Source organism: Pseudomonas sp. MPC6 (genome assembly GCF_006094435.1).
Classification (GTDB): Bacteria; Pseudomonadota; Gammaproteobacteria; order Pseudomonadales; family Pseudomonadaceae; genus Aquipseudomonas.
Genome location: NZ_CP034783.1, coordinates 4,681,427 through 4,706,788, shown reverse-complemented (window position 1 = coordinate 4,706,788; position 25,362 = coordinate 4,681,427). Strand labels below are relative to the sequence as shown.

Genomic DNA, 25,362 nt, shown 5'->3' with positions numbered 1-25,362 from the left:
GCGCATTCGGGCGTCGTGGGCCTTTATACGAACTACAGTGTGGTGCCGGGTTACCTAATTACGCTTCCGTCCCTCGGGACAACTTCGTTCCAGTCGGCAACCTCGTCAAACACACCTTGTGGGCGGTACAGACACGAAGCGGCTCGCGGGGTAGGTGCGAACATCGCTTCGAAGGCCCTTGCCAGGGCCCCTGATTAGCGGGAGCGAGGCCATCATGCCTTTGCTTTTTTGTATCGTCAAACGTTTTGTAGTGCTTTTTTTGAGCCACTACATCTTTGGTCTAATACGACTAATCAGTCAGTTTTCGGTGATTCAGTCCAAAGTATCGACTTTCACTCGCAGGGTCATGTCATCCCGGCCCTGGGTCGAGTAGCTGCGGGTCAGGGCCTGTTTGTCGGCCTGGGTCTGGCGGTTCACGCCGGCCAGGGTGATCCACTCGCCGAGGCGTCCCGTGACGGTTGTGTCGGTACTTTGCACATTCACTACATCGGGACGTTCCTGGCTGATGCGATCACGATTGGTGCTGATCGCCAGGTGAACGGTTTCGCCGGTGACACGGGCGGTGACGTAGAAACCCTGGGTGACGTTGCGGTACTCGGTCTGGCTGCGCAGGTCACCGTAGGAATCGGTCTGGGTGCTGGTCAGCGGCACACTCTGGCCGACCTGGATCAGCGCCGGCGCGCCTTCACTGGCCTGGATTTGCTGAATCCCGCCGTCGCGGCTGTCGGTGCTGCGGCTGATGATGCGAGTCTGGCTTGGCCTGGCGCCGTTCACCGAATAACCCTGGTCGTTCTGGACGTTGTTTTCGGAGGTGTCGACGGTGATCAGCAGGCGTTTTGGCGCAGTATCGAGTTGGGCAACAAGGGCCTTAAGTTCGTCGATCTTGCGTTGATCGGCGTTGACGATCAGCTGATTGCCGTAAGCGCTGACCTGGCCTTCCTGGCCGATGAAGTCTTGCGCCATCGGCAGCATGTCGGCGCTGGTGTGGTAGTTCAGAGGCACGATTTCGGTGGCGGCCATGACTGAGACACTGCAGGTCAGTAGCAGCGCGGTGAGCAGGGTGCGTGGGGACATGTCCGTTATCTCCGGCCTTCTGATTTGTTTTTATGTGGGGGCGAGCTTGCTCGCGATGGACGTTAACGATGATGCGTGCTGTCTGGAAAAATTCGGCGTCTTTGAATTTTTCGCGAGCAAGCTCGCTCCTACAGGGTTTGATATTGCCAGTTTGTCGGCCTGGCAGGGGGGAAGTTGAATCGTAGACAGCAAAACGCCCCGGCATTGGACAATGGCGGGGCGTTTTTGGGTGTTCTTCGGGCCTCTTCGCGGGCGAGCCTCGCTCCTACAGGTTTAGCGTAATCCCTGTAGGAGCGAGGCTTGCCCGCGAAGGGTGCGACTCGGTATCAGGCCGAGTGACGCACCATGTCCACATGCGGAATTCCTGCTTCCAGGAACTCCTCGCTGACCATGTGAAAGCCCAGGCGCTCGTAGAACGCCGTGGCCTGCACTTGCGCGCTCAGCATTTGCTGCTTCAGCCCGCGTTTCTCGGCTTCGCCGATCACCGCATGCATCAGCGTATCGCCGACTTTCAAGCCGCGCCAGTCCCTGAGTACCGACACCCGGCCGACGTGACCGTCGGGCAGCAGGCGGGCGGTGCCGACCGGAAAGTCGCCTTCGAGGGCGAGGAAATGCACGGCCGTCACATCATCGGCATCCCATTCCAGTTCTGGCGGAACGGATTGCTCGGCGACAAACACCGTCTCACGAATGCGCCGGATCTCGGCGTTGTCCTTTTGCCAGTCTGCGACACGTACGTGAATCTTATTCATCGGCAAACCCCAGGCTTCCTTGCTTGATCAGTTCACACAACAAGCCGCGACCGTCTTCGTCGCTCAGCCAGTCGACCAGGTTGTCGGCGTGCAGGGAGTCGGCAGCGCAGATCATTTTCAGCAGCTCGCGCAGCTTGCCCGGTAGATAACGGCTCTGGCCGCTGGCAAACAGCAACAGGTCGTCATCGACTTCGGACCAGGCCAGGCGTGCGCTCGGGTTGCGGATCAGTATCGCGCCTTGCTCCAGGCTCGCGAGCAGGTCGTCTTCCTCGATCTCTTCCGGACCCACCACCAGTTCCGGGTAGCGCGGTTCTGTCATGTACTGGCCAAACCAGGTCAGCAGCAGACGCTCGTCGCTCATGTGCTCGGCCAGCAGGCTTTTGAGGCGATCAAGGGCGTCATGCTGGATCTGGTGTGGATCAACCGCAGGCAGGGCGTCAGCATCGGTGTAACGCTCTTCGTCCGACAGGAACTGGCTGAGGAAGTCGGTGAAGTGGGTCAGCACTTCAGAGGCGCTTGGCGCGCGGAAACCGACCGAGTACGTCAGGCAGTCATCGACGGCCACGCCGCAGTGGGCCAGGCGCGGCGGCAGGTAGAGCATGTCGCCCGGTTCCAGGACCCACTCATCGGTGGCTTCGAAATCAGCGAGGATGCGCAGGTCCGCGTGCTGCAACAACTTGCTGTCGGAATCGCACATCTGGCCGATTTTCCAGTTGCGCTTGCCGTGACCCTGCAGCAGGAACACGTCGTAGTTGTCGAAGTGCGGACCGACGCTGCCACCTGGGGCGGCAAAGCTGATCATCACGTCGTCGACGCGCCAGCTCGGCAAGAAGCGGAAGTTCTCCAGCAGTTCAGCGACTTCCGGAACGAACTGGTCAACCGCTTGAACCAGCAGGGTCCAGTCACGCTCCGGCAGTTTGCTGAATTCGTCTTCGGCGAACGGGCCGCGACGCAACTCCCAGGGACGCTCGCCGTTTTCAATCACCAGGCGCGATTCAACTTCTTCTTCCAGCGCCAGGCCGGCCAGTTCGTCGGCGTCGATCGGGCTTTCGAATTGAGGAATCGCCTGACGGATCAGCAGGGGTTTTTTCTGCCAGTAGTCGCGCAGGAATTCGCGCGCCGTGATGCCGCCCAGAAGTTGAAGAGGAATATCAGGATTCATGTGTAACCTATTGAAAAAATGCACTTTTCAGACGGGAATAAAAACGCCCGGCGCTGCCGGGCGTCTCAAAAGGGTAATGCGGTCGATCAGATGCGTTTGGCTTGCTCTACAGCGTTACCGATGTAGTTCGCCGGGGTGAGCAGTTTCAGCTCGGCCTTGGCGGCGGCTGGCATGTCCAGACCGTCGATGAAAGTTTGCAGTGCTTCAGGGCTGATGCCCTTGCCACGGGTCAACTCTTTCAGCTTCTCGTACGGGTTTTCGATGTTGTAGCGGCGCATTACGGTCTGGATCGGCTCGGCCAATACTTCCCAGCAAGCGTCCAGGTCGGCAGCGATCTTCTGAGCGTTGAGCTCGAGCTTGCTGATGCCTTTGAGGCTGGCTTCGTACGCGATCACGCTGTGGGCGAAGCCGACACCGAGGTTGCGCAGCACGGTGGAGTCGGTCAGGTCGCGCTGCCAGCGGGAAATCGGCAGCTTGCTCGCCAGGTGCTGGAACAGTGCGTTGGCGATACCCAGGTTGCCTTCGGAGTTCTCGAAGTCGATCGGGTTGACCTTGTGCGGCATGGTCGACGAACCGATTTCGCCAGCGATGGTGCGCTGCTTGAAGTAACCCAGGGAAATGTAGCCCCAGATGTCGCGATCGAAGTCGATCAGGATCGTGTTGAAACGGGCGATCGCGTCGAACAGCTCGGCAATGTAGTCGTGCGGTTCGATCTGCGTGGTGTACGGGTTGAAACCCAGGCCCAGCTCGTCTTCGATGAAGGCGCGGGCATTTTCTTCCCAGTCGATTTCAGGGTAGGCCGACAGGTGAGCGTTGTAGTTGCCGACAGCGCCGTTGATCTTGCCCAGCAGCGGAACGGCCGCGACCTGGGCGATCTGACGCTCCAGACGGTAAACCACGTTCGCCAGCTCTTTGCCCAGGGTGGTCGGCGAAGCCGGTTGACCGTGGGTGCGCGACAGCATTGGCACGTCAGCGAAACGGATCGCCAGTTCGCGGATGGCGTCGCAGGTTTGGCGCATCAGCGGCAACATCACGTCATCACGGCCTTCGCGCAGCATCAGGGCGTGGGACAGGTTGTTGATGTCCTCGCTGGTGCAGGCAAAGTGGATGAATTCGCTGACAGCAGCCAGTTCCGGCAGCTTGGCCGCTTGCTCTTTGAGCAGGTATTCGATGGCCTTGACGTCGTGGTTGGTGGTGCGCTCGATCTCTTTGACGCGCTCGGCGTGCTCCAGGGCGAAGTTCTCCGCCAGGGTGTTCAGCACCGCGTTGGCTTCGGCGGAGAACGCCGGCACTTCGCTGATGCCTGGGTGAGCGGCCAGGCGCTGGAGCCAGCGCACTTCAACCAGAACGCGCGCACGGATCAGGCCGTATTCGCTGAAAATCGGGCGCAGGGCCTGGGTTTTGCCGGCGTAGCGGCCGTCAACAGGGGAAACCGCAGTGAGCGAAGAAAGCTGCATGGGGTGTTCTCGGACAGTCGGGCAACGAAATGGGGCGCGTATCATACATGAAAAAATTCGCCGGTCCGTTGCCAACTGACCAGCGTCTTACGCGTTACAAATTACTCAAGGTGTTGCGGGCGCGGTTCAGCTGCTGCGCATCAGCGGGTAAAGCTCTTTCAACAACTTGCGACGGCTGATCACCAGCTGCCAGCGATGGCCGCCCAGCTGCCGCCACAGGCGTGCCGAGCGAATCCCGGCCAGCAGCAGGGCGCGGATTTTCGAGGCGTTGCTCGGTTGCTGCAGGTTGCGCATGTCGCCGTGCACCTGAATCCGCTGGCGCAGGGTGCTCAAGGTGTCCTGGTACAGCGCGCCGCAGGCCGCGATCACGTTTTCGTGGGCCGCGCCGAAGTGTTCGACCTGGGACTGGATCTGCGGCAGGCGCTTGCCGATTTCGTCCAGCATGTCGCCACGTTTGGCCAGCTGGCGTTCCAGGCCCAGCATGGCCAGCGCATACCGCAGCGGTTCGCGCTGAAGGGTGCTGGGGTCGCGCTCCAGGGCGCCAATCAGTGCCCGGTAGCCTTCACGCAGATTGAGGTCGTCGCCGCCGTAGACTTCCAGGGTGTCCTTGGGGTCGCGAATCAGCAGGCTGCCGAGCATGCAGGTCAGGCCGGCTTCGGTGGTCTGGCCGGTCTTGGCGATCTTGTCGACCAGCACTGCGGCGAGAAACACCCCGCCCAGTGCCGTCAATTGCTCCTGGGTCGGGTTCATTGAGCTTGGCCCTTGCTGGTGCTCTTGCTGGTCCAGGGTTCGGCGATTTCGATCACGCCGCCGCCGAGGCAGATTTCACCGTCGTAGAACACCACCGATTGTCCCGGGGTCACCGCGCGTTGCGGGTCGTCGAAGATCGCCCGGTAGCCGCTGGCGGTCTTTTCCAGGGTGCAGGGCTGGTCGCTCTGGCGATAACGGACCTTGGCGGTCAGCTTGCGCGGCTCGGTCAGGTCGATCGGGTTGACCCAATAGATCTCCGAGGCGAGCAGGGCGCGGGAAAACAGATAAGGGTGGTCATTGCCCTGGCCGACGATCAGCTCGTTGTGCTCCAGGTCCTTGATCAGCACGTACCAGGGCTCGTCGCCGGCGTCTTTCAGGCCGCCGATGCCGAGGCCCTGGCGCTGGCCGATGGTGTGATACATCAAGCCGTGGTGACGGCCGATGACTTCACCTTCGGTGGTCTTGATCTCGCCCGGCTGGGCGGGCAGGTATTGCTTGAGGAAGTCGCTGAAGCGGCGTTCGCCGATGAAGCAGATCCCGGTGGAATCCTTTTTCTTCGCGGTGGCCAGCTGGTGTTTCTCGGCGATCGCGCGCACTTCGGGTTTTTCCAGCTCGCCGACCGGGAACAGGGTCTTGGCGATCTGTTCACCGCCGACGGCGTGCAGGAAGTAACTCTGGTCCTTGTTCGGGTCCAGGCCCTTGAGCAGCTCGGTGCGACCGTCGATGTCGCGGCGGCGCACGTAGTGACCGGTGGCGATCAGGTCGGCGCCCAGCATCATGGCGTAGTCGAGGAACGCCTTGAACTTGATCTCGCGGTTGCAGAGGATGTCCGGGTTCGGCGTGCGGCCGGCCTTGTATTCGGCCAGGAAGTGCTCGAACACGTTGTCCCAGTACTCGGCGGCGAAGTTGGCGGTATGCAGCTTGATGCCAATCCTGTCGCACACGGCCTGGGCGTCCGCCAGGTCATCCATGGCGGTGCAGTATTCCGTTCCATCGTCTTCTTCCCAGTTCTTCATGAACAGGCCTTCCACCTCATAACCCTGCTCGATCAGCAGGAGAGCGGAAACGGAAGAGTCCACGCCGCCGGACATGCCGACAATGACGCGCTTCTTTTGTGTGTCAGAAGGGGCTGGATCACGCATAGGGATTCAATGAGTGTCTTGAAAAAGGACGCGATTCTAGCAGGCTGAAGCCCGCAAGGCTAAAGAGAAGGGCGGATCAATTCGAGACCGAAGTGATTGCCGTCCAGATAATCATCGATACAGCGGATGATCAACTCACTGCGCCAGTTTGCGCGCTGTGCCAGCAGTTCGTCACGCGTCAGCCATTTTGCGCCGACAATGCCGTCATCCAGCTGATAGTCCGGGTGATGCTTGAGCGGTTTTGCGCTGAAGCAGACGCGCTGGTAAGTGACGCCGTTGCTCGGGGCAGTGTAGAGATAAATGCCCACCACGCCGGTGGGTTCGACGTCCCAGCCGGTTTCCTCGAGGGTTTCGCGAATGGCGGCGTCAATCAGGGTTTCGTCCGGGTCGAGGTGACCGGCGGGCTGATTGAGTACCGTTCGTCCTTGCCTGGTTTCTTCGACCATCAGGAAGCGGCCGCTGTCTTCGACGATGGTGGCGACGGTGATGTGGGGTTTCCAGTCCATAGAGCTTCCTCAAATGTTGAAGGTTGGAGCACGGGCCCCCTGTAGGAGCTGGCTTGCCAGCGAAAGCGGTGGGTCAGTCGATGAAGATGTTGAATGATAGACCGCCTTCGCTGGCAAGCCAGCTCCAACAGGGGGATCTGGTTCGGCAGGTAAATATGTGTGAACGCCACAAACACAAACCCCGGCACATGGCCGGGGTTTGTGATGTTCCCTTACAACCTTAAACCAACGCAGCAATCGCCGCGTTGAAAGTATTGCTCGGACGCATCGCCTTGCTGATCAGCTCGGCATTGGCGTGGTAGTAACCGCCGATGTCCACTGGCTTGCCCTGAACGGCGTTGAGCTCGGCGACGATGGTCGCTTCGTTCTCGGTCAGGGTCTTGGCCAACTCGCCGAACTGCGCTTGCAGTGCAGTGTCTTCGGTCTGGGCGGCCAGGGCCTGGGCCCAGTACAGCGCCAGGTAGAAGTGGCTGCCGCGGTTGTCGATGTTGCCGACTTTGCGCGATGGCGACTTGTTGTTGTCCAGGAACTGGCCGGTGGCCTGATCCAGGGTCTTGGCCAGAACCAGCGCCTTGGGGTTGTCGTAGGTGACACCCAGGTGCTCGAGGGACGCGGCCAGGGCCAGGAACTCGCCCAGGGAATCCCAGCGCAGGAAGTTTTCTTCCAGCAGCTGCTGCACGTGCTTCGGAGCCGAACCGCCGGCGCCGGTTTCGAACAGGCCGCCGCCATTCATCAGCGGAACGATCGACAGCATCTTGGCGCTGGTGCCCAGTTCCATGATCGGGAACAGGTCAGTCAGGTAGTCGCGCAGTACGTTGCCGGTCACCGAGATGGTGTCCTTGCCTTCGCGAGTGCGACCCAGGGTGAACGCCATCGCGTCGACTGGCGACATGATGCGGATGTCCAGGCCTGCGGTGTCGTGATCCTTCAGGTAAGCCTGAACTTTCTCGATCACTACGCCGTCGTGGGCGCGCATTGGGTCCAGCCAGAAAATCGCTGGCGTGGCGCTGGCGCGAGCACGGTTGACGGCCAGTTTGACCCAATCCTGGATCGGCGCGTCTTTGGTCTGGCACATGCGGAAGATGTCGCCGGCTTCAACCGACTGCTCCAGCAACAGGCCGCCTTTGCTGTCGGAAACGCGGACAACACCGTTGGTCTTGATCTGGAACGTCTTGTCGTGCGAGCCGTACTCTTCGGCTTTTTTCGCCATCAGGCCAACGTTCGGCACGCTGCCCATGGTGGTCGGATCAAAAGCGCCGTGCAGCTTGCAGTCTTCGATCACCGCCTGGTAGATGGTGGCGTAGCAGCGATCCGGGATCACCGCCTTGGTGTCGTGCAGCTGGCCGTCGGTGCCCCACATCTTGCCGGAGTCACGGATCATCGCCGGCATCGAGGCGTCGACGATAACGTCGCTCGGCACGTGCAGGTTGGTGATGCCTTTGTCGGAGTTGACCATGGCCAACGACGGACGAACGGCGTACACCGCCTGGATGTCCGCTTCGATCTGCGCTTGTTGATCGCTAGGCAAAGCCTTGATGCGAGCGTACAGGTCGCCGATGCCGTTGTTCAGGTTGAAGCCGATCTGTGCCAGCACGTCAGCGTGCTTGGCCAGGGCGTCTTTGTAGAACTCGGCAACGATCTGGCCGAACATGATCGGGTCGGAGACCTTCATCATGGTCGCTTTCAGGTGGACCGACAGCAGTACGCCCTTGGCTTTGGCGTCTTCGATTTCAGCGGCGATGAAGCTGCGCAGCGCGTTTTTGCTCATGACCGCGCAATCGAGGATCTCACCGGCTTGCACGGTGGTCTTTTCTTTCAGGACGGTGGTGGTGCCGTCTTGAGCGATCAGTTCGATTTTGACGGCGTCAGCGGCGTCGATCAGGGCGGCTTTTTCGCTGCCGTAGAAGTCGCCGGTGCTCATGTGTGCCACGTGGGACTTGGAGTCCGCAGCCCAGGCGCCCATTTTATGCGGGTGCTTGCGCGCGTAGTTCTTGACCGACAGCGGCGCACGACGATCGGAGTTGCCTTCGCGCAGGACCGGGTTCACGGCACTGCCCTTGATCTTGTCGTAGCGCGATTTGGCGAGCTTGTCGGCGTCGCTGGTCACGGTTTCCGGGTAGTCCGGCACTGCGAAGCCCTGGGCTTGCAGTTCCTTGATCGCGGCTTGCAGTTGCGGAACCGAGGCGCTGATGTTCGGCAGCTTGATGATGTTGGCTTCAGGCGTGACGGCCAGGTCGCCCAGTTCGGCGAGGTGGTCGGCGACGGCTTTGTCACCCAGTTGCTCGGGGAAGCTGGCCAGGATGCGCCCTGCAAGAGAGATATCGCGGGTTTCCACGGCGATATCAGCGGAGGCGGTGAAAGCCTCTACGATAGGCAACAGTGAATAGGTGGCGAGGGCGGGAGCTTCGTCGGTGAAGGTATAGATGATCTTCGAGCGGGTGGGCATATTCGGATTAACTCTCTCTTCTTTGCTAAAGCATGCGCAGAAAAACTCGAGGGGCGCCGGGTAAGCGCGTTCGTTCAAAGTCATCCATGAGCCGAATGTCGAGATTTGTGCGCGGTGATGTTGGGTGCATCAGTCGAGCGTCAAGCGGGTGGACCGCGGTAACGGTCCTGCTTTTTCGGGTCCGAAGTCTCGGCTACAGTCCAGTTGCAGAGAGGTCGGCCGTCGTGACTCTGTGGTCAGCGGGCGGCATTATACATAGGTAGCTGGCAATCTGCCGATGGTTCATACACATCGATTGACGTCCATTGGTCTAAAGGTCGCAGGGGAGTGCGGGGCGTAGAGTCTTGCACCGTGCTTGAGTTTGGCGCTTTTCCCTTTGCTTTCAGGCTTGTAGGCCCCGAACCGCACAGCTTTGCGGCAGATGGGTGGAACATAGGGTTTGCGCGCCGAATTAACTGGGTTACGCTCGAACCAAGCCAGATGTTCAATCCAATCAATGGAGTTCAGCATGGGTTACAAGAAGATTCAGGTTCCAGCCGTCGGCGACAAAATCACCGTCAATGCAGACCATTCTCTCAATGTTCCTAATAACCCGATCATCCCCTTCATCGAAGGCGACGGCATTGGGGTTGATATCAGCCCCGTCATGATCAAGGTTGTCGATGCTGCTGTTAAGAAGGCTTACGGCGGCGAGCGCAAAATTTCCTGGATGGAGGTCTACGCCGGGGAGAAAGCGACTCAGGTTTACGATCAGGACACCTGGCTGCCCCAGGAAACCCTGGACGCGGTCAAGGATTACGTGGTTTCCATCAAGGGCCCCCTGACCACCCCGGTCGGCGGCGGCATCCGTTCGCTGAACGTGGCCCTGCGCCAGCAACTCGACCTGTATGTCTGCCTGCGCCCGGTGCGCTGGTTCGAAGGCGTGCCGAGCCCGGTCAAGAAGCCAGGCGACGTCGACATGACGATCTTCCGCGAGAACTCGGAAGACATTTATGCCGGTATCGAGTGGAAGGCCGGCTCGCCGGAAGCGACCAAGGTCATCAAGTTCCTCAAAGATGAAATGGGCGTCACCAAGATCCGTTTCGACGAAAACTGCGGTATCGGCATCAAGCCGGTTTCGCTGCAAGGCACCAAGCGCCTGGCGCGCAAGGCGTTGCAATACGTGGTCGACAACGATCGCGATTCGCTGACCATCGTGCACAAAGGCAACATCATGAAGTTCACCGAAGGTGCCTTCAAGGAATGGGCCTACGAAGTGGCGGCTGAAGAGTTTGGCGCAACCCTGCTCGACGGCGGTCCGTGGATGCAGTTCAAGAACCCGAAGACCGGCAAGAACGTCATCGTCAAGGACGCCATCGCTGACGCCATGCTCCAGCAGATCCTGCTGCGCCCGGCCGAATACGATGTGATCGCGACCCTGAACCTGAACGGCGACTACCTCTCCGACGCCCTGGCGGCCGAAGTGGGCGGTATCGGTATCGCGCCGGGTGCCAACCTGTCCGACACCATCGCCATGTTCGAAGCGACCCACGGTACCGCGCCGAAATACGCCGGCAAGGACCAGGTCAACCCGGGTTCGCTGATCCTGTCTGCAGAGATGATGCTGCGTCACATGGGCTGGACCGAAGCGGCCGACCTGATCATCAAGGGCACCAATGGCGCGATTTCCGCCAAGACCGTGACCTATGACTTCCACCGTCTGATGGAAGGCGCGAAGCTGCTGTCTTCTTCGGCGTTTGGTGATGCACTGATTTCGCACATGTAAGCGAATCAAGGTGTAACAAAAACCGCCCGGCTCAAGTGATTGAGTCGGGCGGTTTTTTTATGACTGGATGTTTGGTTGCGTCAGCCCGAGACCGTTTCTTGTTGCGTGGCAGGCAGCGCCTGTCCTGCCGAAGCCTCGGCAGCGGCGATATCGACGGCATGCAACCCCTTCGGCCCCTGGATGATGTTGAAGGTCACGGGTTGCCCGGCTTTCAGGGTTTTGTAACCGTCCATTTTGATCGCCGAGTAATGGGCAAACAGATCTTCATCCTTGCCGTCCTCGTTGATAAAACCGTAGCCCTTGGCGTTGTTGAACCATTTCACCTTGCCGACCGCCATTCTCATATCCCTCTGCAACAGACTCCATCACTGGAGTATCATCCAGTACATGCGCAGTCATTTCTTAGAAATAAGGTTGACTCCGCGGACCTTTTTTACCCACTGTGGGCTCTATTGGTTGTAACACCGTTTTGCCGATAGTCAAGGTGACCAGGCAGTCGGAGTTGAAATCGACGATGGCCGCCCCCACCACTGTATTCGCACAACTGACGAACCTTTCTTTCCATGCATGCAATCAGCCAGATTCGACTAACATTCAATCAGGATCGCCCGACTCTCCAAAAGGATCGCCCGGAGGAACACGACGACGATTCAGCGGGCATTGCTGTTCAGGAAGCAAAGCCTGCATTACAGGCGCCGCCGATGTACAAGGTGGTTTTGTTCAACGATGACTACACACCGATGGATTTCGTCGTCGAAGTGCTCGAGGTGTTTTTTAACCTGAATCGCGAGCTGGCGACCAAGGTCATGCTGGCCGTTCACACAGAAGGACGGGCAGTATGTGGAGTGTTTACCCGCGACATCGCCGAGACGAAGGCCATGCAGGTCAACCAGTACGCCAGGGAAAGCCAGCATCCGCTACTCTGTGAAATCGAGAAGGACGGTTAATCGCCGACCACTTGGGTATGAGGTGAAGCTATGTTAAACCGCGAGCTCGAAGTCACCCTCAATCTTGCCTTCAAGGAGGCCCGATCGAAGCGTCATGAATTCATGACCGTCGAACACCTCCTGCTGGCCCTATTGGACAATGAGGCTGCCGCCACCGTTTTGCGTGCCTGCGGCGCAAACCTCGACAAACTCAAGCATGACCTGCAGGAGTTCATCGACTCAACCACGCCATTGATCCCCGTCCATGACGAGGATCGTGAAACCCAGCCAACCCTGGGCTTCCAGCGTGTCCTGCAGCGTGCTGTCTTTCACGTACAGAGCTCGGGCAAACGCGAAGTGACCGGCGCCAACGTGCTGGTTGCGATCTTCAGCGAACAAGAGAGTCAGGCGGTGTTCCTGCTGAAGCAGCAGAGCGTCGCGCGCATCGATGTCGTCAACTACATCGCCCATGGCATTTCCAAAGTGCCGGGGCACGGCGATCACTCTGAAGGTGAGCAAGATATGCAGGACGACGAGGGCGGCGAGTCTTCTTCTTCAGGCAATCCCCTGGATGCTTATGCCAGCAACCTCAACGAACTCGCGCGCCAGGGTCGTATCGACCCGTTGGTAGGCCGTGAGCTGGAAGTCGAGCGTGTCGCGCAGATCCTGGCGCGTCGGCGCAAGAACAATCCGCTGCTGGTGGGCGAGGCGGGCGTGGGTAAAACCGCGATTGCCGAAGGCCTGGCCAAGCGCATTGTCGACAACCAGGTGCCGGACCTGCTGGCCAACAGCGTGGTGTATTCCCTCGACCTGGGCGCCTTGCTGGCCGGGACCAAATACCGCGGCGATTTCGAGAAGCGCTTCAAGGCGCTGCTCAATGAGCTGAAAAAACGTCCGCAGGCGATCCTGTTCATCGACGAGATCCACACCATCATCGGTGCGGGTGCCGCGTCCGGTGGCGTCATGGATGCCTCGAACCTGCTCAAGCCGCTGCTGTCGTCGGGTGATATCCGTTGCATCGGTTCGACCACGTTCCAGGAATTCCGCGGGATCTTCGAGAAGGACCGTGCCTTGGCCCGGCGCTTCCAGAAGGTCGACGTTTCGGAGCCGTCGGTGGAAGACACCATCGGTATCCTGCGCGGCCTGAAAGGGCGTTTCGAAGCGCACCACAACATCGAATACAGCGATGAAGCGTTGCGTGCGGCGGCTGAGCTGGCCTCGCGCTACATCAACGACCGGCACATGCCGGACAAGGCCATCGACGTCATCGACGAGGCGGGCGCCTATCAGCGTCTGCAGCCGATCGAGAAGCGCGTGAAACGCATCGAAGTGCCTCAGGTCGAGGACATCGTCGCGAAAATCGCGCGGATTCCGCCAAAACACGTCACCAGCTCCGACAAAGAGCTGCTGCGTAACCTGGAGCGTGACCTGAAGCTGACGGTATTTGGCCAGGATGCCGCGATCGACTCGCTGTCGACCGCGATCAAGCTGTCCCGTGCCGGCCTCAAGTCGCCTGACAAGCCAGTCGGTTCGTTCCTGTTCGCAGGGCCGACCGGTGTCGGTAAAACCGAAGCGGCGCGTCAGCTGGCCAAGGCGTTGGGGATCGAACTGGTGCGTTTCGACATGTCCGAGTACATGGAGCGCCACACCGTATCGCGTTTGATCGGTGCGCCTCCAGGCTATGTCGGGTTCGATCAGGGCGGTCTGCTGACCGAAGCCATCACCAAGCAGCCTCACTGCGTGCTGTTGCTCGATGAGATCGAGAAGGCGCATCCGGAAGTCTTCAACCTGCTGTTGCAGGTGATGGACCACGGTACGCTGACCGATAACAACGGGCGCAAGGCGGACTTCCGTAACGTGATCGTCATCATGACGACCAACGCCGGTGCCGAAACCGCAGCCCGTGCTTCGATCGGTTTCACCCATCAGGACCACTCGTCCGATGCGATGGAAGTGATCAAGAAGAGCTTCACGCCGGAATTCCGCAACCGTCTGGACACCATTATCCAGTTTGGTCGCCTCAGCCATGAGGTTATCAAGAGCGTGGTGGACAAGTTCCTTACCGAGCTTCAGGCGCAGTTGGAAGACAAGCGTGTGCAGCTGGAAGTGACGGACGCGGCGCGCAGCTGGCTGGCAGCCGGTGGCTACGACTCGGCAATGGGCGCTCGACCTATGGCGCGTTTGATCCAGGACAAGATCAAGCGTCCGCTGGCGGAAGAGATTCTGTTTGGCGAACTGGCCGACCATGGCGGCGTGGTGCACATCGACCTGAAGGACGGCGAGCTGACCTTCGAGTTCGAAACCACGGCTGAAATGGCCTGACGTTAACCGCTACACAGCAAAAGGCGCCGCGAGGCGCCTTTTTGCTGTCTGGAGAACACCCGAGATCAATTGTAGGCGCTGGCTTGCCAGCGATAGCTATGGATCAGGCAGCACTAATACAAGACATGCCGACGCCTTCGCTGGCAAGCCAGCTCCTACATGGGGTCGGCGTGCTGCATCAAATCCCGCGCACACAAAAACGCCCGGCATAAACCGGGCGTCTTGTATTGACCTGATTAGCGAGCGCGGTAAGTGATGCGCCCTTTGCTCAAGTCATAGGGCGTCAGCTCGACGCGCACTTTGTCACCGGTAAGAATACGAATGTAGTTCTTGCGCATCTTGCCGGAGATATGCGCGGTTACGACGTGCCCATTTTCCAACTCCACGCGAAACATGGTGTTGGGCAGGGTGTCGACGACAGTGCCTTCCATTTCGAAGCTGTCTTCTTTCGACATGCAGTAAAGCCCTCGGTGTCCAATGAATGGCCCGGTGCAACTGCGCCAGGCAAAAGCGGCGTGCATTGTGCCCGAAAAATGGGGTTTAAGCCAAGGGGTTTAGGGCTTGCTCTAGTTCAGGATCACCCAGCGCTGATTAATCAGCAGTTCGATCGGGCGATATTGCGTCTTGTAGCTCATTTTTTTGCAGTTCTTGATCCAGTAGCCGAGGTAGACCGCTTCCAGGCCCAGTCGCCGGGCCTCGGTGATCTGCCAGAGGATCGCGTAGCGCCCCAGGCTGCGACGTTCTTCATCGGGCTCGTAGAAGGTGTAGACCGCGGACAGACCGTTGGGCAGCAGGTCGGTGACCGCCACTGCCACCAACCGGCCTTCTAGGCGAAATTCATAGAACCGGGAAAATGGCAGGTCCCGCACCAGGAAGGTCGAAAACTGATCGCGGCTCGGCGGATACATGTCGCCATCGGCATGGCGCTGCTCGATGTAGCGCTGATAGAGGTCGAAATACTCTTCGCTGAACTGGGGCCTGGCCGGACGTACCTGCACATCGGCATTGCGCTTGAAAATGCGTTTCTGCTGACGGTTGGGGGAAAACTGCGCCACAGGAATGCGCGCCGGTACGCACGCATTGCAATTCTGGCAATGGGGCCGGTACAGATGATCGCCGCTGCGACGAAAACCCATTTCCGACAGGTCTGCGTAGACATGCACATCCATGGGCTGGCTAGGGTCGAGGAACAGGGTCGTGGCCTGCTCCTCGGGCAGATAACTGCAAGAGTGGGGCTGAGTGGCATAAAACTTCAAGCGCGCCAACTCGGTCATGATCAACCCTCAATAAGCTTTTGAGTAAGTGTAAGCGCTTTTGGATAAGTGTAAGCCACGTGGGCCAAAGTCGCTCAGCAAACCCAGCTGGCGCGGCTGGGTTGGTCCAGATGCCGCGCCAGGTAACCGGCGAACTCGCGGCGGGGAATCGCCCGGGCGCCGAGGCTGTGCAGATGGTCGGTCGGCATCTGGCAGTCGATCAGCACAAAGCCTGAGTCTTCCAGATGTCGCACCAGGGTGGCAAAACCATACTTGGAGGCATTGTCGGCGCGGCTGAACATCGACTCGCCGAAAAACAGCTGCCCCATGGCCAGGCCATACAGCCCGCCGACCAGCTCGCCCTGGTCCCAGACTTCCACCGAGTGCGCGTAACCGCGCTTGTGCAGCTCGAGGTAGGCCTCCTGCATGGCGTCGGTGATCCAGGTGCCGTCGGCGTATTCCCGTGGCGCGGCGCACGCGCGGATAACCGCGGCGAAATCCCTGTCGAAGGTCACTTGGTAGCGTTGCTGGCGCAGCAATTTGTTCAGGCTGCGCGAGACATGCAATTCGTCGGGAAACAACACTGTGCGCGGGTCCGGCGACCACCAGAGGATCGGCTGGCCTTCCGAAAACCAGGGAAAGCAGCCATGGCGATAAGCCTTGATCAGCCGATCGGCGGACAGGTCGCCACCCGCTGCCAGCAGCCCGTTGGGGTCGCGCATGGCCTTTTCCAGTGGCGGGAAGGTCAGGGTGTTGCGTTGTAACCAAGTCAGCATGGCATCCGGGCTTTACAGAAGGGGAGGGCAGTGGCGGGCTGTCAGGCCCGCCGTGAAGTGTGCCGTCAAACGGTGGGAATGTCGTCGAGGTATTTCTCTGCGTCCAGTGCGGCCATGCAGCCGGCCCCGGCGGAGGTGACGGCCTGGCGATAAACGTGATCGGCCACGTCGCCGGCGGCAAATACGCCTGGGATCGCGGTGGCGGTGGCATCGCCCTCGCTGCCACCCTTGACCAGCAGATAGCCGTCACGCATTTCCAGTTGGCCCTGGAACAGGTCGGTGTTGGGCTTGTGGCCGATGGCGATGAAGACCCCGGTCAGCGGCAATTCGCGGGTTTCGCCGCTGTGGCTGTCTCGCAGGCGGGCGCCGGTCACGCCGCTGGCATCCCCCAGCACTTCTTCCAGATGCTGGTTCCAGTGCAGGCGAATATTGCCGTTGGCGGCTTTTTCAAAGAGTTTGTCCTGCAGAATCTTCTCGGCGCGCAACTTGTCGCGCCGGTGGATCAGATGGACTTCACTGGCGATGTTCGACAAGTACAGGGCTTCCTCGACCGCGGTGTTGCCGCCGCCGATCACCGCGACCACCTGTTTGCGGTAGAAAAAGCCGTCGCACGTGGCGCAGGCCGAGACCCCTTTGCCGGCAAAGGCTTCTTCCGAGGGCAGCCCCAGGTATTGCGCCGAGGCGCCGGTGGCGATAATCAGTGCATCGCAGGTGTACGTACCGCTGTCGCCGGTGAGCTGGAACGGGCGCTGTTGCAACTTGGCCGTGTGGATGTGGTCGTAAACAATCTCTGTGTCAAAGCGCTCGGCGTGTTTTTGCATGCGTTCCATCAGCACCGGGCCGGTGAGTCCTTCGACGTCGCCGGGCCAGTTGTCGACTTCGACAGTGGTGGTGAGCTGGCCACCTGCCTGTATGCCGGTAATGACCACGGGTTTGAGGTTGGCGCGAGCGGCATAAACGGCTGCGCTGTAACCGGCAGGGCCGGAACCCAGAATGATCAGGCGGGAATGCTTCGCTTCGCTCATAAAAACACCTCATAAGCCTTTGTCACGAAAGAGAATGCATGCTCAAATTGAACTGCATGCAAGTCCCGTTGACTATGCTACACCCGGGACTGCAAGCATGGCATCGGACGAACAAACCCGTACAATGCCTGCTGTCGGCGTGCTTGTAACAAATTAAGCATTGCGCGCCGTGTTTATAAAAACCGGGGCGCAGTGTTAAAAGTAGTCCCAGTTGCGCCTGTTAACTTTTTTACCTGCCTGGATCGGGCAGTTTTTTATAGTCATTCAACAGATGGACGCGCCACGGGCGCAGGAAAAGAAGCGTTTTGAAGAAATCCACCGCAGCACCTAAACCAGCCGTCGTTCCGCTCTGGCGCCAGCAATTGCACTACCGACTCAAGGAAGGTGCGTTGATCGCCGTCGGTGCCCTGTGCCTGTTCCTGATGATGGCCTTGCTGACCTATGGCAAGGACGATCCGGGCTGGAGCCACAACAGCAAGATCGACGACGTGCAGAACTTCGGCGGCCCGGCCGGTTCCTACAGCGCCGACATCCTGTTCATGGTGCTGGGTTACTTCGCCTACATCTTCCCGCTGCTGCTGGCGGTCAAGGCCTGGCAGATCTTCCGTCAGCGCCACGAACCCTGGGAATGGAGCGGCTGGCTGTTCTCCTGGCGCCTGATCGGCCTGGTGTTCCTGGTATTGTCGGGGGCAGCCCTGGCGCATATCCATTTCCACGCGGCGACCGGCCTGCCGGCCGGCGCTGGCGGCGCCTTGGGGGAAAGCCTCGGCGATCTGGCCAGGAACGCCCTGAACATCCAGGGCAGCACCTTGCTGTTCATCGCGCTGTTCCTGTTCGGCCTGACGGTGTTCACCGACCTGTCGTGGTTCAAGGTGATGGACGTCACCGGCAAGATCACGCTGGACCTGCTCGAGCTGGTCCAGGGCGCGGCCAATCGCTGGTGGGCCGCCCGTGTCGAACGCAAGCAGCTGGTTGCGCAATTGCGTGAAGTCGATGAACGCGTGCATGACGTGGTGGCGCCGAGCGTCACCGACAAGCGCGAGCAGGCCAAGGTCAAGGAGCGCCTGATCGAGCGCGAGCAAGCCTTGAGCAAGCACATGTCGGACCGCGAGAAGCAGGTGCCGCCAGTGATCGCGCCGGCGCCGCCGAAACCCGCGGCGCCGAGCAAACGCGTGGAGAAAGAGAAGCAGGCGCCGTTGTTCGTCGACAGCGCCGTCGAGGGCACCTTGCCGCCAATCTCGATTCTCGACCCCGCGGAAAAGAAACAACTCAATTACTCGCCCGAATCCCTGGCTGCGGTAGGCCACTTGCTGGAAATCAAGCTCAAGGAATTCGGCGTCGAAGTCTCGGTGGATTCGATTCACCCGGGCCCGGTCATTACCCGTTACGAGATCCAGCCCGCGGCAGGCGTAAAGGTCAGCCGCATCTCCAACCTGGCGAAAGACCTGGCCCGTTCCCTGGCCGTGACCAGCGTGCGCGTGGTGGAAGTGATCCCGGGCAAGACCACGGTCGGTATCGAGATCCCGAACGAAGACCGGCAGATCGTGCGCTTCTCCGAAGTGCTGTCGACCCCCGAGTACGACAACTTCAAGTCGCCGGTCACCCTGGCCCTGGGTCACGATATCGGCGGCAAGCCGGTCATCACCGACCTGGCGAAAATGCCGCACTTGCTGGTGGCCGGTACCACCGGTTCCGGTAAGTCGGTGGGTGTGAACGCGATGATCCTGTCGATCCTGTTCAAGTCCGGCCCGGAAGACGCCAAGCTGATCATGATCGACCCGAAAATGCTCGAACTGTCGATCTACGAAGGCATTCCGCACCTGCTGTGCCCGGTGGTGACCGACATGAAAGACGCGGCCAACGCCCTGCGCTGGAGCGTGGCGGAGATGGAGCGTCGCTACAAACTGATGGCGAAGATGGGCGTGCGTAACCTGTCGGGCTTCAATGCCAAGGTCAAGGAAGCCCAGGATGCCGGCGAGCCCCTGACCGATCCGTTGTTCAAGCGCGAAAGCATCCACGACGAAGCGCCGCTGCTGGTCAAGCTGCCGACCATTGTCGTGGTCGTCGACGAATTCGCCGACATGATGATGATCGTCGGCAAGAAGGTCGAAGAACTGATCGCCCGTATCGCCCAGAAAGCCCGGGCGGCCGGTATCCACTTGATCCTCGCGACCCAGCGTCCGTCGGTCGACGTGATCACCGGCCTGATCAAGGCGAACATTCCGACGCGCATGGCGTTCCAGGTGTCGAGCAAGATCGATTCGCGGACCATCATCGACCAGGGTGGCGCCGAACAACTGCTGGGCCACGGTGACATGCTGTACATGCCGCCGGGCACCAGCCTGCCGATCCGTGTCCACGGTGCCTTCGTCTCCGATGACGAGGTGCACCGGGTGGTTGAAGCCTGGAAACTGCGCGGCGCGCCGGAATACAACGACGAGATTCTCGCCGGTGTCGAAGAGCCGGGCAGCGGTTTCGACGGCGGCAGCAGCGGTGGCGACGATGATCCGGAAACCGATGCGCTGTATGACGAAGCCGTGCAATTCGTCCTGGAAAGCCGTCGCGCCTCCATCTCCGCGGTTCAGCGCAAGTTGAAAATCGGCTACAACCGCGCCGCGCGCATGATCGAAGCCATGGAAATGGCCGGGGTCGTGACGTCGATGAACACCAACGGTTCCCGTGAAGTCCTGGCCCCCGGCCCGGTGCGTGACTGATTTGATTTGAAGGGATGGCGCAACGAGGCGCCACCCGCACTCCCACGAATATCAAGAGGACTCCCATGCGTCTTATCCGCATGCTGTTGCTGCCGGTTCTGGCTTTGACCACGCTCTCGGCCCACGCCGACGACAAGGACGTGGCGCGCCTGACCCAACTGCTGGAAAAATCCCAGACCCTGACCGCGCGTTTCTCCCAGCTGACCCTCGACGGTGGCGGCACCCAGTTGCAGGAAACGGCCGGCGAAATGTCGTTGCAGCGCCCGGGCCTGTTCTACTGGCACACCGATGCGCCGGCCGAGCAGACCATGGTCTCCGACGGCAAGAAAGTCACGCTGTGGGACCCGGACCTGGAACAAGTCACCATCAAGACCCTCGACCTGCGCCTGACCCAGACGCCGGCATTGCTGCTGTCCGGTGATGTGTCCAAGATCAGCCAGAGCTTCGATATCAGCGCCAAGGAAGCCGGCGGCGTGATCGACTTCACCCTCAAGCCGAAAACCAAGGACACGCTGTTCGACAGCCTGCGTCTGTCGTTCCGCAATGGTCTGGTCAATGATATGCAACTGATCGACAGCGTCGGCCAGCGCACCAATATCCTGTTCACCGGGGTGAAGGCGAACGAGCCGATTGCGGCGTCCAAGTTCAAGTTCGTCATCCCCAAGGGTGCCGACGTGATCCAGGAATAAAGATCAGACGCTAACCTGTGGGAGCGGGCTTGCTCGCGAAAGCGGCGTATCAGGCAACCATGATGTCGACTGACACTGCGCAGTCGCGAGCATGCCCGCTCCCACAGGGATTGTGGTGTTAGCACGTTGGATGATCGGCCCCAGGACCCAGTGAGGTTTCATAAGTAGTGATGGACCTGTTTCGCAGTGCCCCGATTGCTCAACCCCTGGCCGCCCGTTTGCGCGCGGCCAATCTGGACGAGTACGTCGGTCAGGAACACCTGCTGGCTCGCGGCAAGCCTTTGCGCGAAGCCCTGGAGCAGGGTGCCCTGCACTCGATGATTTTCTGGGGGCCGCCGGGGGTGGGCAAGACCACCCTGGCGCGGCTGCTGGCGGAAGTCTCGGACGCGCACTTCGAGACGGTGTCGGCGGTACTGGCCGGGGTCAAGGAAATCCGCCAGGCGGTGGAAATCGCCAAACAGCAGGCCGGGCAATACGGCAAACGCACCATCCTGTTCGTCGACGAAGTGCACCGCTTCAACAAGTCCCAGCAGGATGCGTTCCTGCCCTATGTCGAAGACGGCACGCTGATTTTCATCGGCGCGACCACGGAAAACCCCTCGTTCGAACTCAATAACGCATTGCTGTCCCGAGCGCGCGTCTACGTGCTCAAAAGCCTCGACGAAGCGGCCCTGCGCAAACTGGTGCAGCGCGCCCTGACCGAAGAGCGTGGCCTGGGCAAACGCCAACTGACCCTCAGTGATGAAGGCTTCCAGATGCTGCTGTCGGCGGCCGATGGCGATGGCCGGCGCCTGCTCAACCTGCTGGAAAATGCCTCGGACCTGGCCGAAGACCACAGCGAGATCGGCGTCGATCTGCTGCAAAGCCTGTTGGGCGATACCCGGCGGCGCTTCGACAAGGGCGGGGAGGCGTTCTACGACCAGATTTCCGCGCTGCATAAGTCGGTGCGCGGCTCCAACCCCGACGGTGCGTTGTACTGGTTCGCGCGGATGATCGACGGCGGTTGCGACCCGCTGTACCTGGCCCGGCGCGTGGTGCGCATGGCCAGCGAAGACATCGGCAACGCCGACCCGCGGGCCCTGAGCCTGTGCCTGGCGGCGTGGGAAGTGCAGGAGCGACTCGGCAGCCCCGAAGGCGAATTGGCCGTGGCCCAGGCCATCACATACCTGGCTTGCGCGCCGAAAAGCAACGCGGTGTACATGGGCTTCAAGGCCGCGATGCGCAGCGCCACCGAACACGGCTCGCTGGAAGTGCCGCTGCACCTGCGCAACGCCCCGACCAAGCTGATGAAGCAGCTGGGGTACGGCGACGAATACCGTTACGCCCACGATGAGCCGGATGCCTACGCCGCGGGCGAAGACTACTTCCCCGAAGAACTCGAGCCGCAACCCTTCTATCAGCCGGTGCCGCGGGGCCTGGAGTTGAAGATCGGCGAAAAGCTCAACCACCTGGCGCAACTTGACCGTCTCAGCCCCCGGCAGCGGAGAAAATAGTGATTGCACTGGTCGTTGCGGTTTCCATTGGCGGCGTCGCCGGCACGCTGTTGCGCTTCGCCACCGGCAATTGGATCAACGCTAATTGGCCGCGGCACTTCTATACCGCGACGCTGGCCGTTAATATCGTGGGCTGTCTGCTGATCGGCGTTCTATACGGTCTGTTTTTGATTCGCCCGGAGGTGCCTTTCGAAGTGCGCGCCGGGTTGATTGTCGGCTTCCTCGGGGGGCTGACGACTTTTTCATCCTTTTCACTGGATACGGTGCGCTTGCTGGAAAGCGGGCAAGTGCCGCTGGCCCTGGGCTATGCGGCGATCAGCGTATTCGGCGGGCTGCTTGCCACCTGGGCCGGCCTGTCCTTGACCAAACTTTGATAAACGAGAAACCGACATGCTCGATTCCAAACTGTTACGTAGCAACCTTCAGGACGTAGCGGACCGCCTGGCATCCCGTGGCTATAAGCTGGATGTTGCGCGCATCGAAGCGCTGGAAGAACAGCGCAAGACCGTCCAGACCCGCACCGAAGCACTGCAGGCTGAGCGTAATGCGCGTTCCAAATCCATCGGCCAGGCCAAGCAACGCGGTGAAGACATCGCGCCGCTGATGGCGGATGTCGAGCGCATGGCGAACGAATTGAGTGCCGGTAAAGTCGAGCTGGACGCGATCCAGACCGATCTGGACTCGATCCTGCTGGGCATCCCCAACCTGCCCCACGAATCGGTGCCGATCGGCGACGACGAAGAAGGCAACGTGGAAGTGCGCCGCTGGGGCACGCCGAAAGCGTTCGATTTCCCGGTTCAGGACCACGTGGCCCTGGGCGAGAAATTCGGCTGGCTGGATTTCGAAACTGCCGCCAAGCTGTCCGGTGCCCGTTTCGCCCTGTTGCGTGGCCCGATTGCGCGCCTGCACCGTGCCCTGGCGCAGTTCATGATCAACCTGCACACCAGCGAACACGGTTACGAAGAGGCCTACACCCCTTACCTGGTTCAAGCCCCGGCGCTGCAAGGCACCGGTCAGTTGCCGAAGTTCGAGGAAGACCTGTTCAAGATCACTCGCGAAGGCGAAGCCGACCTGTACCTGATCCCGACCGCCGAAGTGTCGTTGACCAACATCGTCGCCGGCGAAATCGTCGATTCGAAACTGCTGCCGATCAAGTTCGTCGCTCACACCCCATGCTTCCGCAGCGAAGCCGGTGCGTCGGGGCGTGACACCCGCGGCATGATCCGCCAGCACCAGTTCGACAAGGTCGAGATGGTGCAGATCGTCGAGCCGTCGACTTCGATGGAAGCGCTGGAAGGCCTGACCGCCAACGCCGAGAAAGTCCTGCAACTGCTCGAGCTGCCTTACCGCACCCTGGCGCTGTGCACCGGCGACATGGGCTTCAGCGCCGTCAAGACCTACGACCTGGAAGTGTGGATCCCGAGCCAGGACAAATACCGCGAGATTTCTTCGTGCTCCAACTGCGGCGACTTCCAGGCCCGTCGGATGCAAGCGCGTTTCCGCAACCCGGAAACCGGCAAGCCGGAGCTGGTTCACACCTTGAACGGTTCCGGCCTGGCGGTTGGTCGTACCCTGGTGGCAGTGCTGGAAAACTACCAGCAGGCCGACGGTTCGATCCGTGTGCCTGAGGTGCTGAAACCGTACATGGGTGGCATCGAGGTCATCGGCTAAATGGACTATCTGCCGCTGTTTCATAACCTTCGCGGCAGTCGTGTATTGGTCGTCGGCGGCGGGGAAATTGCCTTGCGCAAATCCCGCCTGCTGGCCGAAGCCGGTGCACTGCTGCGGGTGGTCGCACCGGAGATCGAACCGCAACTGCGGGAACTGGTGACCGGCAGCGGTGGCGAGTGCCGGGTGCGCGGTTACGTCGAGGCCGATCTGGATGGTTGCGGGCTGATCATTGCCGCCACCGACGACGAACCACTCAATGCACAAGTCTCCGCCGATGCCCATCGGCGTTGCGTGCCGGTGAACGTGGTGGATGCGCCTGCGCTGTGCAGTGTGATCTTCCCGGCGATCGTCGACCGTTCGCCGCTGATCATCGCGGTTTCCAGCGGCGGCGATGCGCCGGTGCTGGCACGCTTGATCCGCGCCAAACTGGAAACCTGGATTCCTTCCACCTACGGGCAACTGGCCGGTCTGGCGGCGCGTTTTCGCAGCCAGGTCAAACGCCTGTTCCCGGATGTGCAGCAGCGCCGGGCATTCTGGGAAGACGTGTTCCAGGGCCCGATTGCCGACCGGCAACTGGCCGGGCAGGGTGCCGAAGCCGAGCGCTTGATGCTGGCGAAAATCAACGGCGAAGCGCCCGTTGCCACTGGCGAAGTCTATTTGGTGGGTGCAGGGCCGGGCGATCCCGACCTGCTGACCTTCCGTGCCTTGCGCCTGATGCAGCAAGCCGACGTGGTGCTGTATGACCGCCTGGTGGCGCCGGCGATTCTCGATTTGTGCCGTCGCGATGCCGAGCGCGTTTACGTCGGCAAGCGCCGCGCCGATCACGCCGTGCCCCAGGATCAGATCAACCAGCAATTGGTGGACCTGGCCAAGGCCGGCAAGCGCGTGGTGCGCCTGAAGGGCGGCGATCCGTTTATCTTCGGCCGTGGCGGTGAAGAGATCGAAGAACTGGCGGCCCATGGCATCCCGTTCCAGGTCGTACCGGGGATCACGGCAGCCAGCGGTTGCGCGGCCTATGCCGGGATCCCGCTGACCCACCGCGATTACGCGCAGTCGGTGCGGTTCGTTACCGGGCACCTCAAGGACGGCTCCACCGATCTGCCGTGGGCCGACCTGGTCGCGCCGGCGCAGACCCTGGTGTTTTACATGGGGTTGGTGGGGTTGCCGATCATCTGCGAGCAGTTGATCAAGCACGGTCGCGCGGCGGATACCCCGGCGGCGTTGATCCAGCAGGGCACTACGGTCAATCAGCGGGTGTTTACCGGCACCTTGGCCGATTTACCCCGTCTGGTGGCGGAGCATGAAGTGCATGCGCCGACGCTGGTGATTGTGGGTGAAGTGGTGCAACTGCGGGAGAAACTGGCGTGGTTCGAGGGCGCTCAGGCGCAAGTCTAGAAAACGAGTCGCGCCCCTTCGCGAGCAAGCCCGCTCCCACATTT

At 60.6% G+C, this 25,362-nt stretch carries 23 protein-coding genes; 10 read left to right on the top strand and 13 right to left on the bottom strand.

The genetic code is table 11. The features are described 5' to 3' along the window. Positions 1-312: 312 nt before the first annotated feature. Entirely contained in the window at positions 313-1,074 is a 762-nt protein-coding gene (locus tag ELQ88_RS23840) for a secretin N-terminal domain-containing protein (RefSeq protein ID WP_138968196.1), read from the bottom strand. Here ELQ88_RS23840 and ELQ88_RS23835 point away from each other — a divergent pair. Then, positions 1,073-1,252 (top strand): hypothetical protein, encoded by a 180-nt coding sequence (locus ELQ88_RS23835; RefSeq protein ID WP_128871308.1) that lies wholly within the window; start codon positions 1,073-1,075, stop codon positions 1,250-1,252. The genes ELQ88_RS23840 and ELQ88_RS23835 overlap by 2 nt on opposite strands. A gap of 148 nt (positions 1,253-1,400) precedes the next feature. On the opposite strand, the gene ELQ88_RS23830 is transcribed toward ELQ88_RS23835, so the two are convergent. From ELQ88_RS23830 to ELQ88_RS23795, 7 genes are all read right to left on the bottom strand, one after another. After that, on the bottom strand, positions 1,401-1,826 hold the full coding sequence (locus ELQ88_RS23830) for a GNAT family N-acetyltransferase (RefSeq protein WP_138968194.1): 426 nt from the start codon (positions 1,824-1,826) through the stop codon (positions 1,401-1,403). Further along, a complete protein-coding gene (locus ELQ88_RS23825) occupies positions 1,819-2,988 on the bottom strand; it encodes a cupin domain-containing protein (RefSeq protein WP_138968192.1) in 1,170 nt (389 codons plus the stop codon). The genes ELQ88_RS23830 and ELQ88_RS23825 overlap by 8 nt, the downstream gene beginning before the upstream one ends. An 86-nt stretch (positions 2,989-3,074) precedes the next feature. Further along, on the bottom strand, positions 3,075-4,445 hold the full coding sequence (purB, locus tag ELQ88_RS23820; protein ID WP_008146027.1) for an adenylosuccinate lyase: 1,371 nt from the start codon (positions 4,443-4,445) through the stop codon (positions 3,075-3,077). Positions 4,446-4,571: 126 nt separating this feature from the next. Further along, positions 4,572-5,195: a high frequency lysogenization protein HflD gene (gene hflD / locus ELQ88_RS23815; protein ID WP_064678738.1), complete on the bottom strand. Its 624-nt coding sequence runs from the start codon at positions 5,193-5,195 to the stop codon at positions 4,572-4,574. Then, entirely contained in the window at positions 5,192-6,337 is a 1,146-nt protein-coding gene (gene mnmA / locus ELQ88_RS23810) for a tRNA 2-thiouridine(34) synthase MnmA (RefSeq protein ID WP_138968190.1), read from the bottom strand. Before mnmA ends, hflD begins: the two co-directional genes overlap by 4 nt. A 59-nt stretch (positions 6,338-6,396) precedes the next feature. Further along, on the bottom strand, positions 6,397-6,843 hold the full coding sequence (locus ELQ88_RS23805) for an NUDIX hydrolase (protein WP_138968188.1): 447 nt from the start codon (positions 6,841-6,843) through the stop codon (positions 6,397-6,399). 220 nt (positions 6,844-7,063) lie between these two features. Beyond that, on the bottom strand, positions 7,064-9,289 hold the full coding sequence (locus tag ELQ88_RS23795) for an NADP-dependent isocitrate dehydrogenase (protein ID WP_128871304.1): 2,226 nt from the start codon (positions 9,287-9,289) through the stop codon (positions 7,064-7,066). A 508-nt stretch (positions 9,290-9,797) separates the two neighbouring features. On the opposite strand from ELQ88_RS23795, the gene icd reads away from it, so the two are divergent. Next, complete coding sequence (gene icd / locus ELQ88_RS23785; protein ID WP_010458895.1) at positions 9,798-11,054, top strand: NADP-dependent isocitrate dehydrogenase; 1,257 nt, start codon at positions 9,798-9,800, stop codon at positions 11,052-11,054. Positions 11,055-11,134: 80 nt separating this feature from the next. Here the strand turns inward: icd and cspD are convergent, their stop codons facing one another. Further along, positions 11,135-11,392, bottom strand: coding sequence for a cold shock domain-containing protein CspD (gene cspD / locus ELQ88_RS23780; RefSeq protein ID WP_128871303.1), 258 nt, complete (start codon positions 11,390-11,392; stop codon positions 11,135-11,137). A gap of 225 nt (positions 11,393-11,617) precedes the next feature. On the opposite strand from cspD, the gene clpS reads away from it, so the two are divergent. Beyond that, entirely contained in the window at positions 11,618-12,001 is a 384-nt protein-coding gene (gene clpS / locus ELQ88_RS23775) for an ATP-dependent Clp protease adapter ClpS (protein ID WP_020799529.1), read from the top strand. A 30-nt stretch (positions 12,002-12,031) separates the two neighbouring features. Next, positions 12,032-14,302: an ATP-dependent Clp protease ATP-binding subunit ClpA gene (gene clpA / locus ELQ88_RS23770; protein WP_007946437.1), complete on the top strand. Its 2,271-nt coding sequence runs from the start codon at positions 12,032-12,034 to the stop codon at positions 14,300-14,302. Between the two features lie 236 nt (positions 14,303-14,538). Here clpA and infA read toward each other — a convergent pair whose 3' ends face one another. The 4 genes from infA to trxB all read right to left on the bottom strand — a co-directional run bounded on the left by infA (position 14,539) and on the right by trxB (position 17,356). After that, positions 14,539-14,757, bottom strand: a complete 219-nt coding sequence (gene infA / locus ELQ88_RS23765; RefSeq protein WP_002553999.1) for a translation initiation factor IF-1 — start codon at positions 14,755-14,757, stop codon at positions 14,539-14,541. Positions 14,758-14,868: 111 nt separating this feature from the next. Then, positions 14,869-15,576, bottom strand: coding sequence for an arginyltransferase (locus ELQ88_RS23760; protein WP_128871302.1), 708 nt, complete (start codon positions 15,574-15,576; stop codon positions 14,869-14,871). A 74-nt stretch (positions 15,577-15,650) separates the two neighbouring features. Continuing rightward, complete coding sequence (aat, locus tag ELQ88_RS23755) at positions 15,651-16,331, bottom strand: leucyl/phenylalanyl-tRNA--protein transferase (RefSeq protein ID WP_138968184.1); 681 nt, start codon at positions 16,329-16,331, stop codon at positions 15,651-15,653. 65 nt (positions 16,332-16,396) lie between these two features. Beyond that, on the bottom strand, positions 16,397-17,356 hold the full coding sequence (gene trxB, locus ELQ88_RS23750) for a thioredoxin-disulfide reductase (RefSeq protein ID WP_128871300.1): 960 nt from the start codon (positions 17,354-17,356) through the stop codon (positions 16,397-16,399). Between the two features lie 305 nt (positions 17,357-17,661). Here trxB and ftsK point away from each other — a divergent pair, with 305 nt between their 5' ends. The 6 genes from ftsK to cysG all read left to right on the top strand — a co-directional run bounded on the left by ftsK (position 17,662) and on the right by cysG (position 25,318). Further along, the gene (gene ftsK, locus ELQ88_RS23745; protein ID WP_138968182.1) at positions 17,662-20,070 is read left to right on the top strand and encodes a DNA translocase FtsK; all 2,409 of its coding nucleotides are present in this window, start codon (positions 17,662-17,664) and stop codon (positions 20,068-20,070) included. Positions 20,071-20,135: 65 nt separating this feature from the next. Next, positions 20,136-20,759, top strand: a complete 624-nt coding sequence (gene lolA / locus ELQ88_RS23740; protein ID WP_128871298.1) for an outer membrane lipoprotein chaperone LolA — start codon at positions 20,136-20,138, stop codon at positions 20,757-20,759. Between the two features lie 170 nt (positions 20,760-20,929). Then, positions 20,930-22,252 carry a replication-associated recombination protein A gene (locus ELQ88_RS23735; protein ID WP_138968180.1) on the top strand — a complete coding sequence of 441 codons (1,323 nt, stop codon included), beginning with the start codon at positions 20,930-20,932 and terminating at the stop codon, positions 22,250-22,252. Then, positions 22,252-22,626 carry a fluoride efflux transporter CrcB gene (gene crcB / locus ELQ88_RS23730; protein ID WP_128871297.1) on the top strand — a complete coding sequence of 125 codons (375 nt, stop codon included), beginning with the start codon at positions 22,252-22,254 and terminating at the stop codon, positions 22,624-22,626. Before ELQ88_RS23735 ends, crcB begins: the two co-directional genes overlap by 1 nt. 16 nt (positions 22,627-22,642) lie before the next feature. After that, complete coding sequence (gene serS / locus ELQ88_RS23725) at positions 22,643-23,923, top strand: serine--tRNA ligase (protein ID WP_128871296.1); 1,281 nt, start codon at positions 22,643-22,645, stop codon at positions 23,921-23,923. After that, positions 23,924-25,318, top strand: coding sequence for a siroheme synthase CysG (gene cysG / locus ELQ88_RS23720; protein ID WP_138968178.1), 1,395 nt, complete (start codon positions 23,924-23,926; stop codon positions 25,316-25,318). Positions 25,319-25,362 lie beyond the last annotated feature (44 nt).

Coding starts and splice junctions, on each gene's coding strand:
- ELQ88_RS23805 (WP_138968188.1), bottom strand. CDS start 6,843: ATGGACTGGAAACCCCACATCACCGTCGCCACCATCGTCGAAGACAGC.
- aat (WP_138968184.1), bottom strand. CDS start 16,331: ATGCTGACTTGGTTACAACGCAACACCCTGACCTTCCCGCCACTGGAA.
- ELQ88_RS23830 (WP_138968194.1), bottom strand. CDS start 1,826: ATGAATAAGATTCACGTACGTGTCGCAGACTGGCAAAAGGACAACGCC.
- cysG (WP_138968178.1), top strand. CDS start 23,924: ATGGACTATCTGCCGCTGTTTCATAACCTTCGCGGCAGTCGTGTATTG.
- ELQ88_RS23835 (WP_128871308.1), top strand. CDS start 1,073: ATGTCCGTTATCTCCGGCCTTCTGATTTGTTTTTATGTGGGGGCGAGC.
- clpS (WP_020799529.1), top strand. CDS start 11,618: ATGCATGCAATCAGCCAGATTCGACTAACATTCAATCAGGATCGCCCG.
- ELQ88_RS23795 (WP_128871304.1), bottom strand. CDS start 9,289: ATGCCCACCCGCTCGAAGATCATCTATACCTTCACCGACGAAGCTCCC.
- ELQ88_RS23825 (WP_138968192.1), bottom strand. CDS start 2,988: ATGAATCCTGATATTCCTCTTCAACTTCTGGGCGGCATCACGGCGCGC.
- ELQ88_RS23840 (WP_138968196.1), bottom strand. CDS start 1,074: ATGTCCCCACGCACCCTGCTCACCGCGCTGCTACTGACCTGCAGTGTC.
- hflD (WP_064678738.1), bottom strand. CDS start 5,195: ATGAACCCGACCCAGGAGCAATTGACGGCACTGGGCGGGGTGTTTCTC.
- purB (WP_008146027.1), bottom strand. CDS start 4,445: ATGCAGCTTTCTTCGCTCACTGCGGTTTCCCCTGTTGACGGCCGCTAC.
- infA (WP_002553999.1), bottom strand. CDS start 14,757: ATGTCGAAAGAAGACAGCTTCGAAATGGAAGGCACTGTCGTCGACACC.
- ELQ88_RS23735 (WP_138968180.1), top strand. CDS start 20,930: ATGGACCTGTTTCGCAGTGCCCCGATTGCTCAACCCCTGGCCGCCCGT.
- mnmA (WP_138968190.1), bottom strand. CDS start 6,337: ATGCGTGATCCAGCCCCTTCTGACACACAAAAGAAGCGCGTCATTGTC.
- icd (WP_010458895.1), top strand. CDS start 9,798: ATGGGTTACAAGAAGATTCAGGTTCCAGCCGTCGGCGACAAAATCACC.
- ELQ88_RS23760 (WP_128871302.1), bottom strand. CDS start 15,576: ATGACCGAGTTGGCGCGCTTGAAGTTTTATGCCACTCAGCCCCACTCT.
- serS (WP_128871296.1), top strand. CDS start 22,643: ATGCTCGATTCCAAACTGTTACGTAGCAACCTTCAGGACGTAGCGGAC.
- lolA (WP_128871298.1), top strand. CDS start 20,136: ATGCGTCTTATCCGCATGCTGTTGCTGCCGGTTCTGGCTTTGACCACG.
- cspD (WP_128871303.1), bottom strand. CDS start 11,392: ATGGCGGTCGGCAAGGTGAAATGGTTCAACAACGCCAAGGGCTACGGT.
- trxB (WP_128871300.1), bottom strand. CDS start 17,356: ATGAGCGAAGCGAAGCATTCCCGCCTGATCATTCTGGGTTCCGGCCCT.
- clpA (WP_007946437.1), top strand. CDS start 12,032: ATGTTAAACCGCGAGCTCGAAGTCACCCTCAATCTTGCCTTCAAGGAG.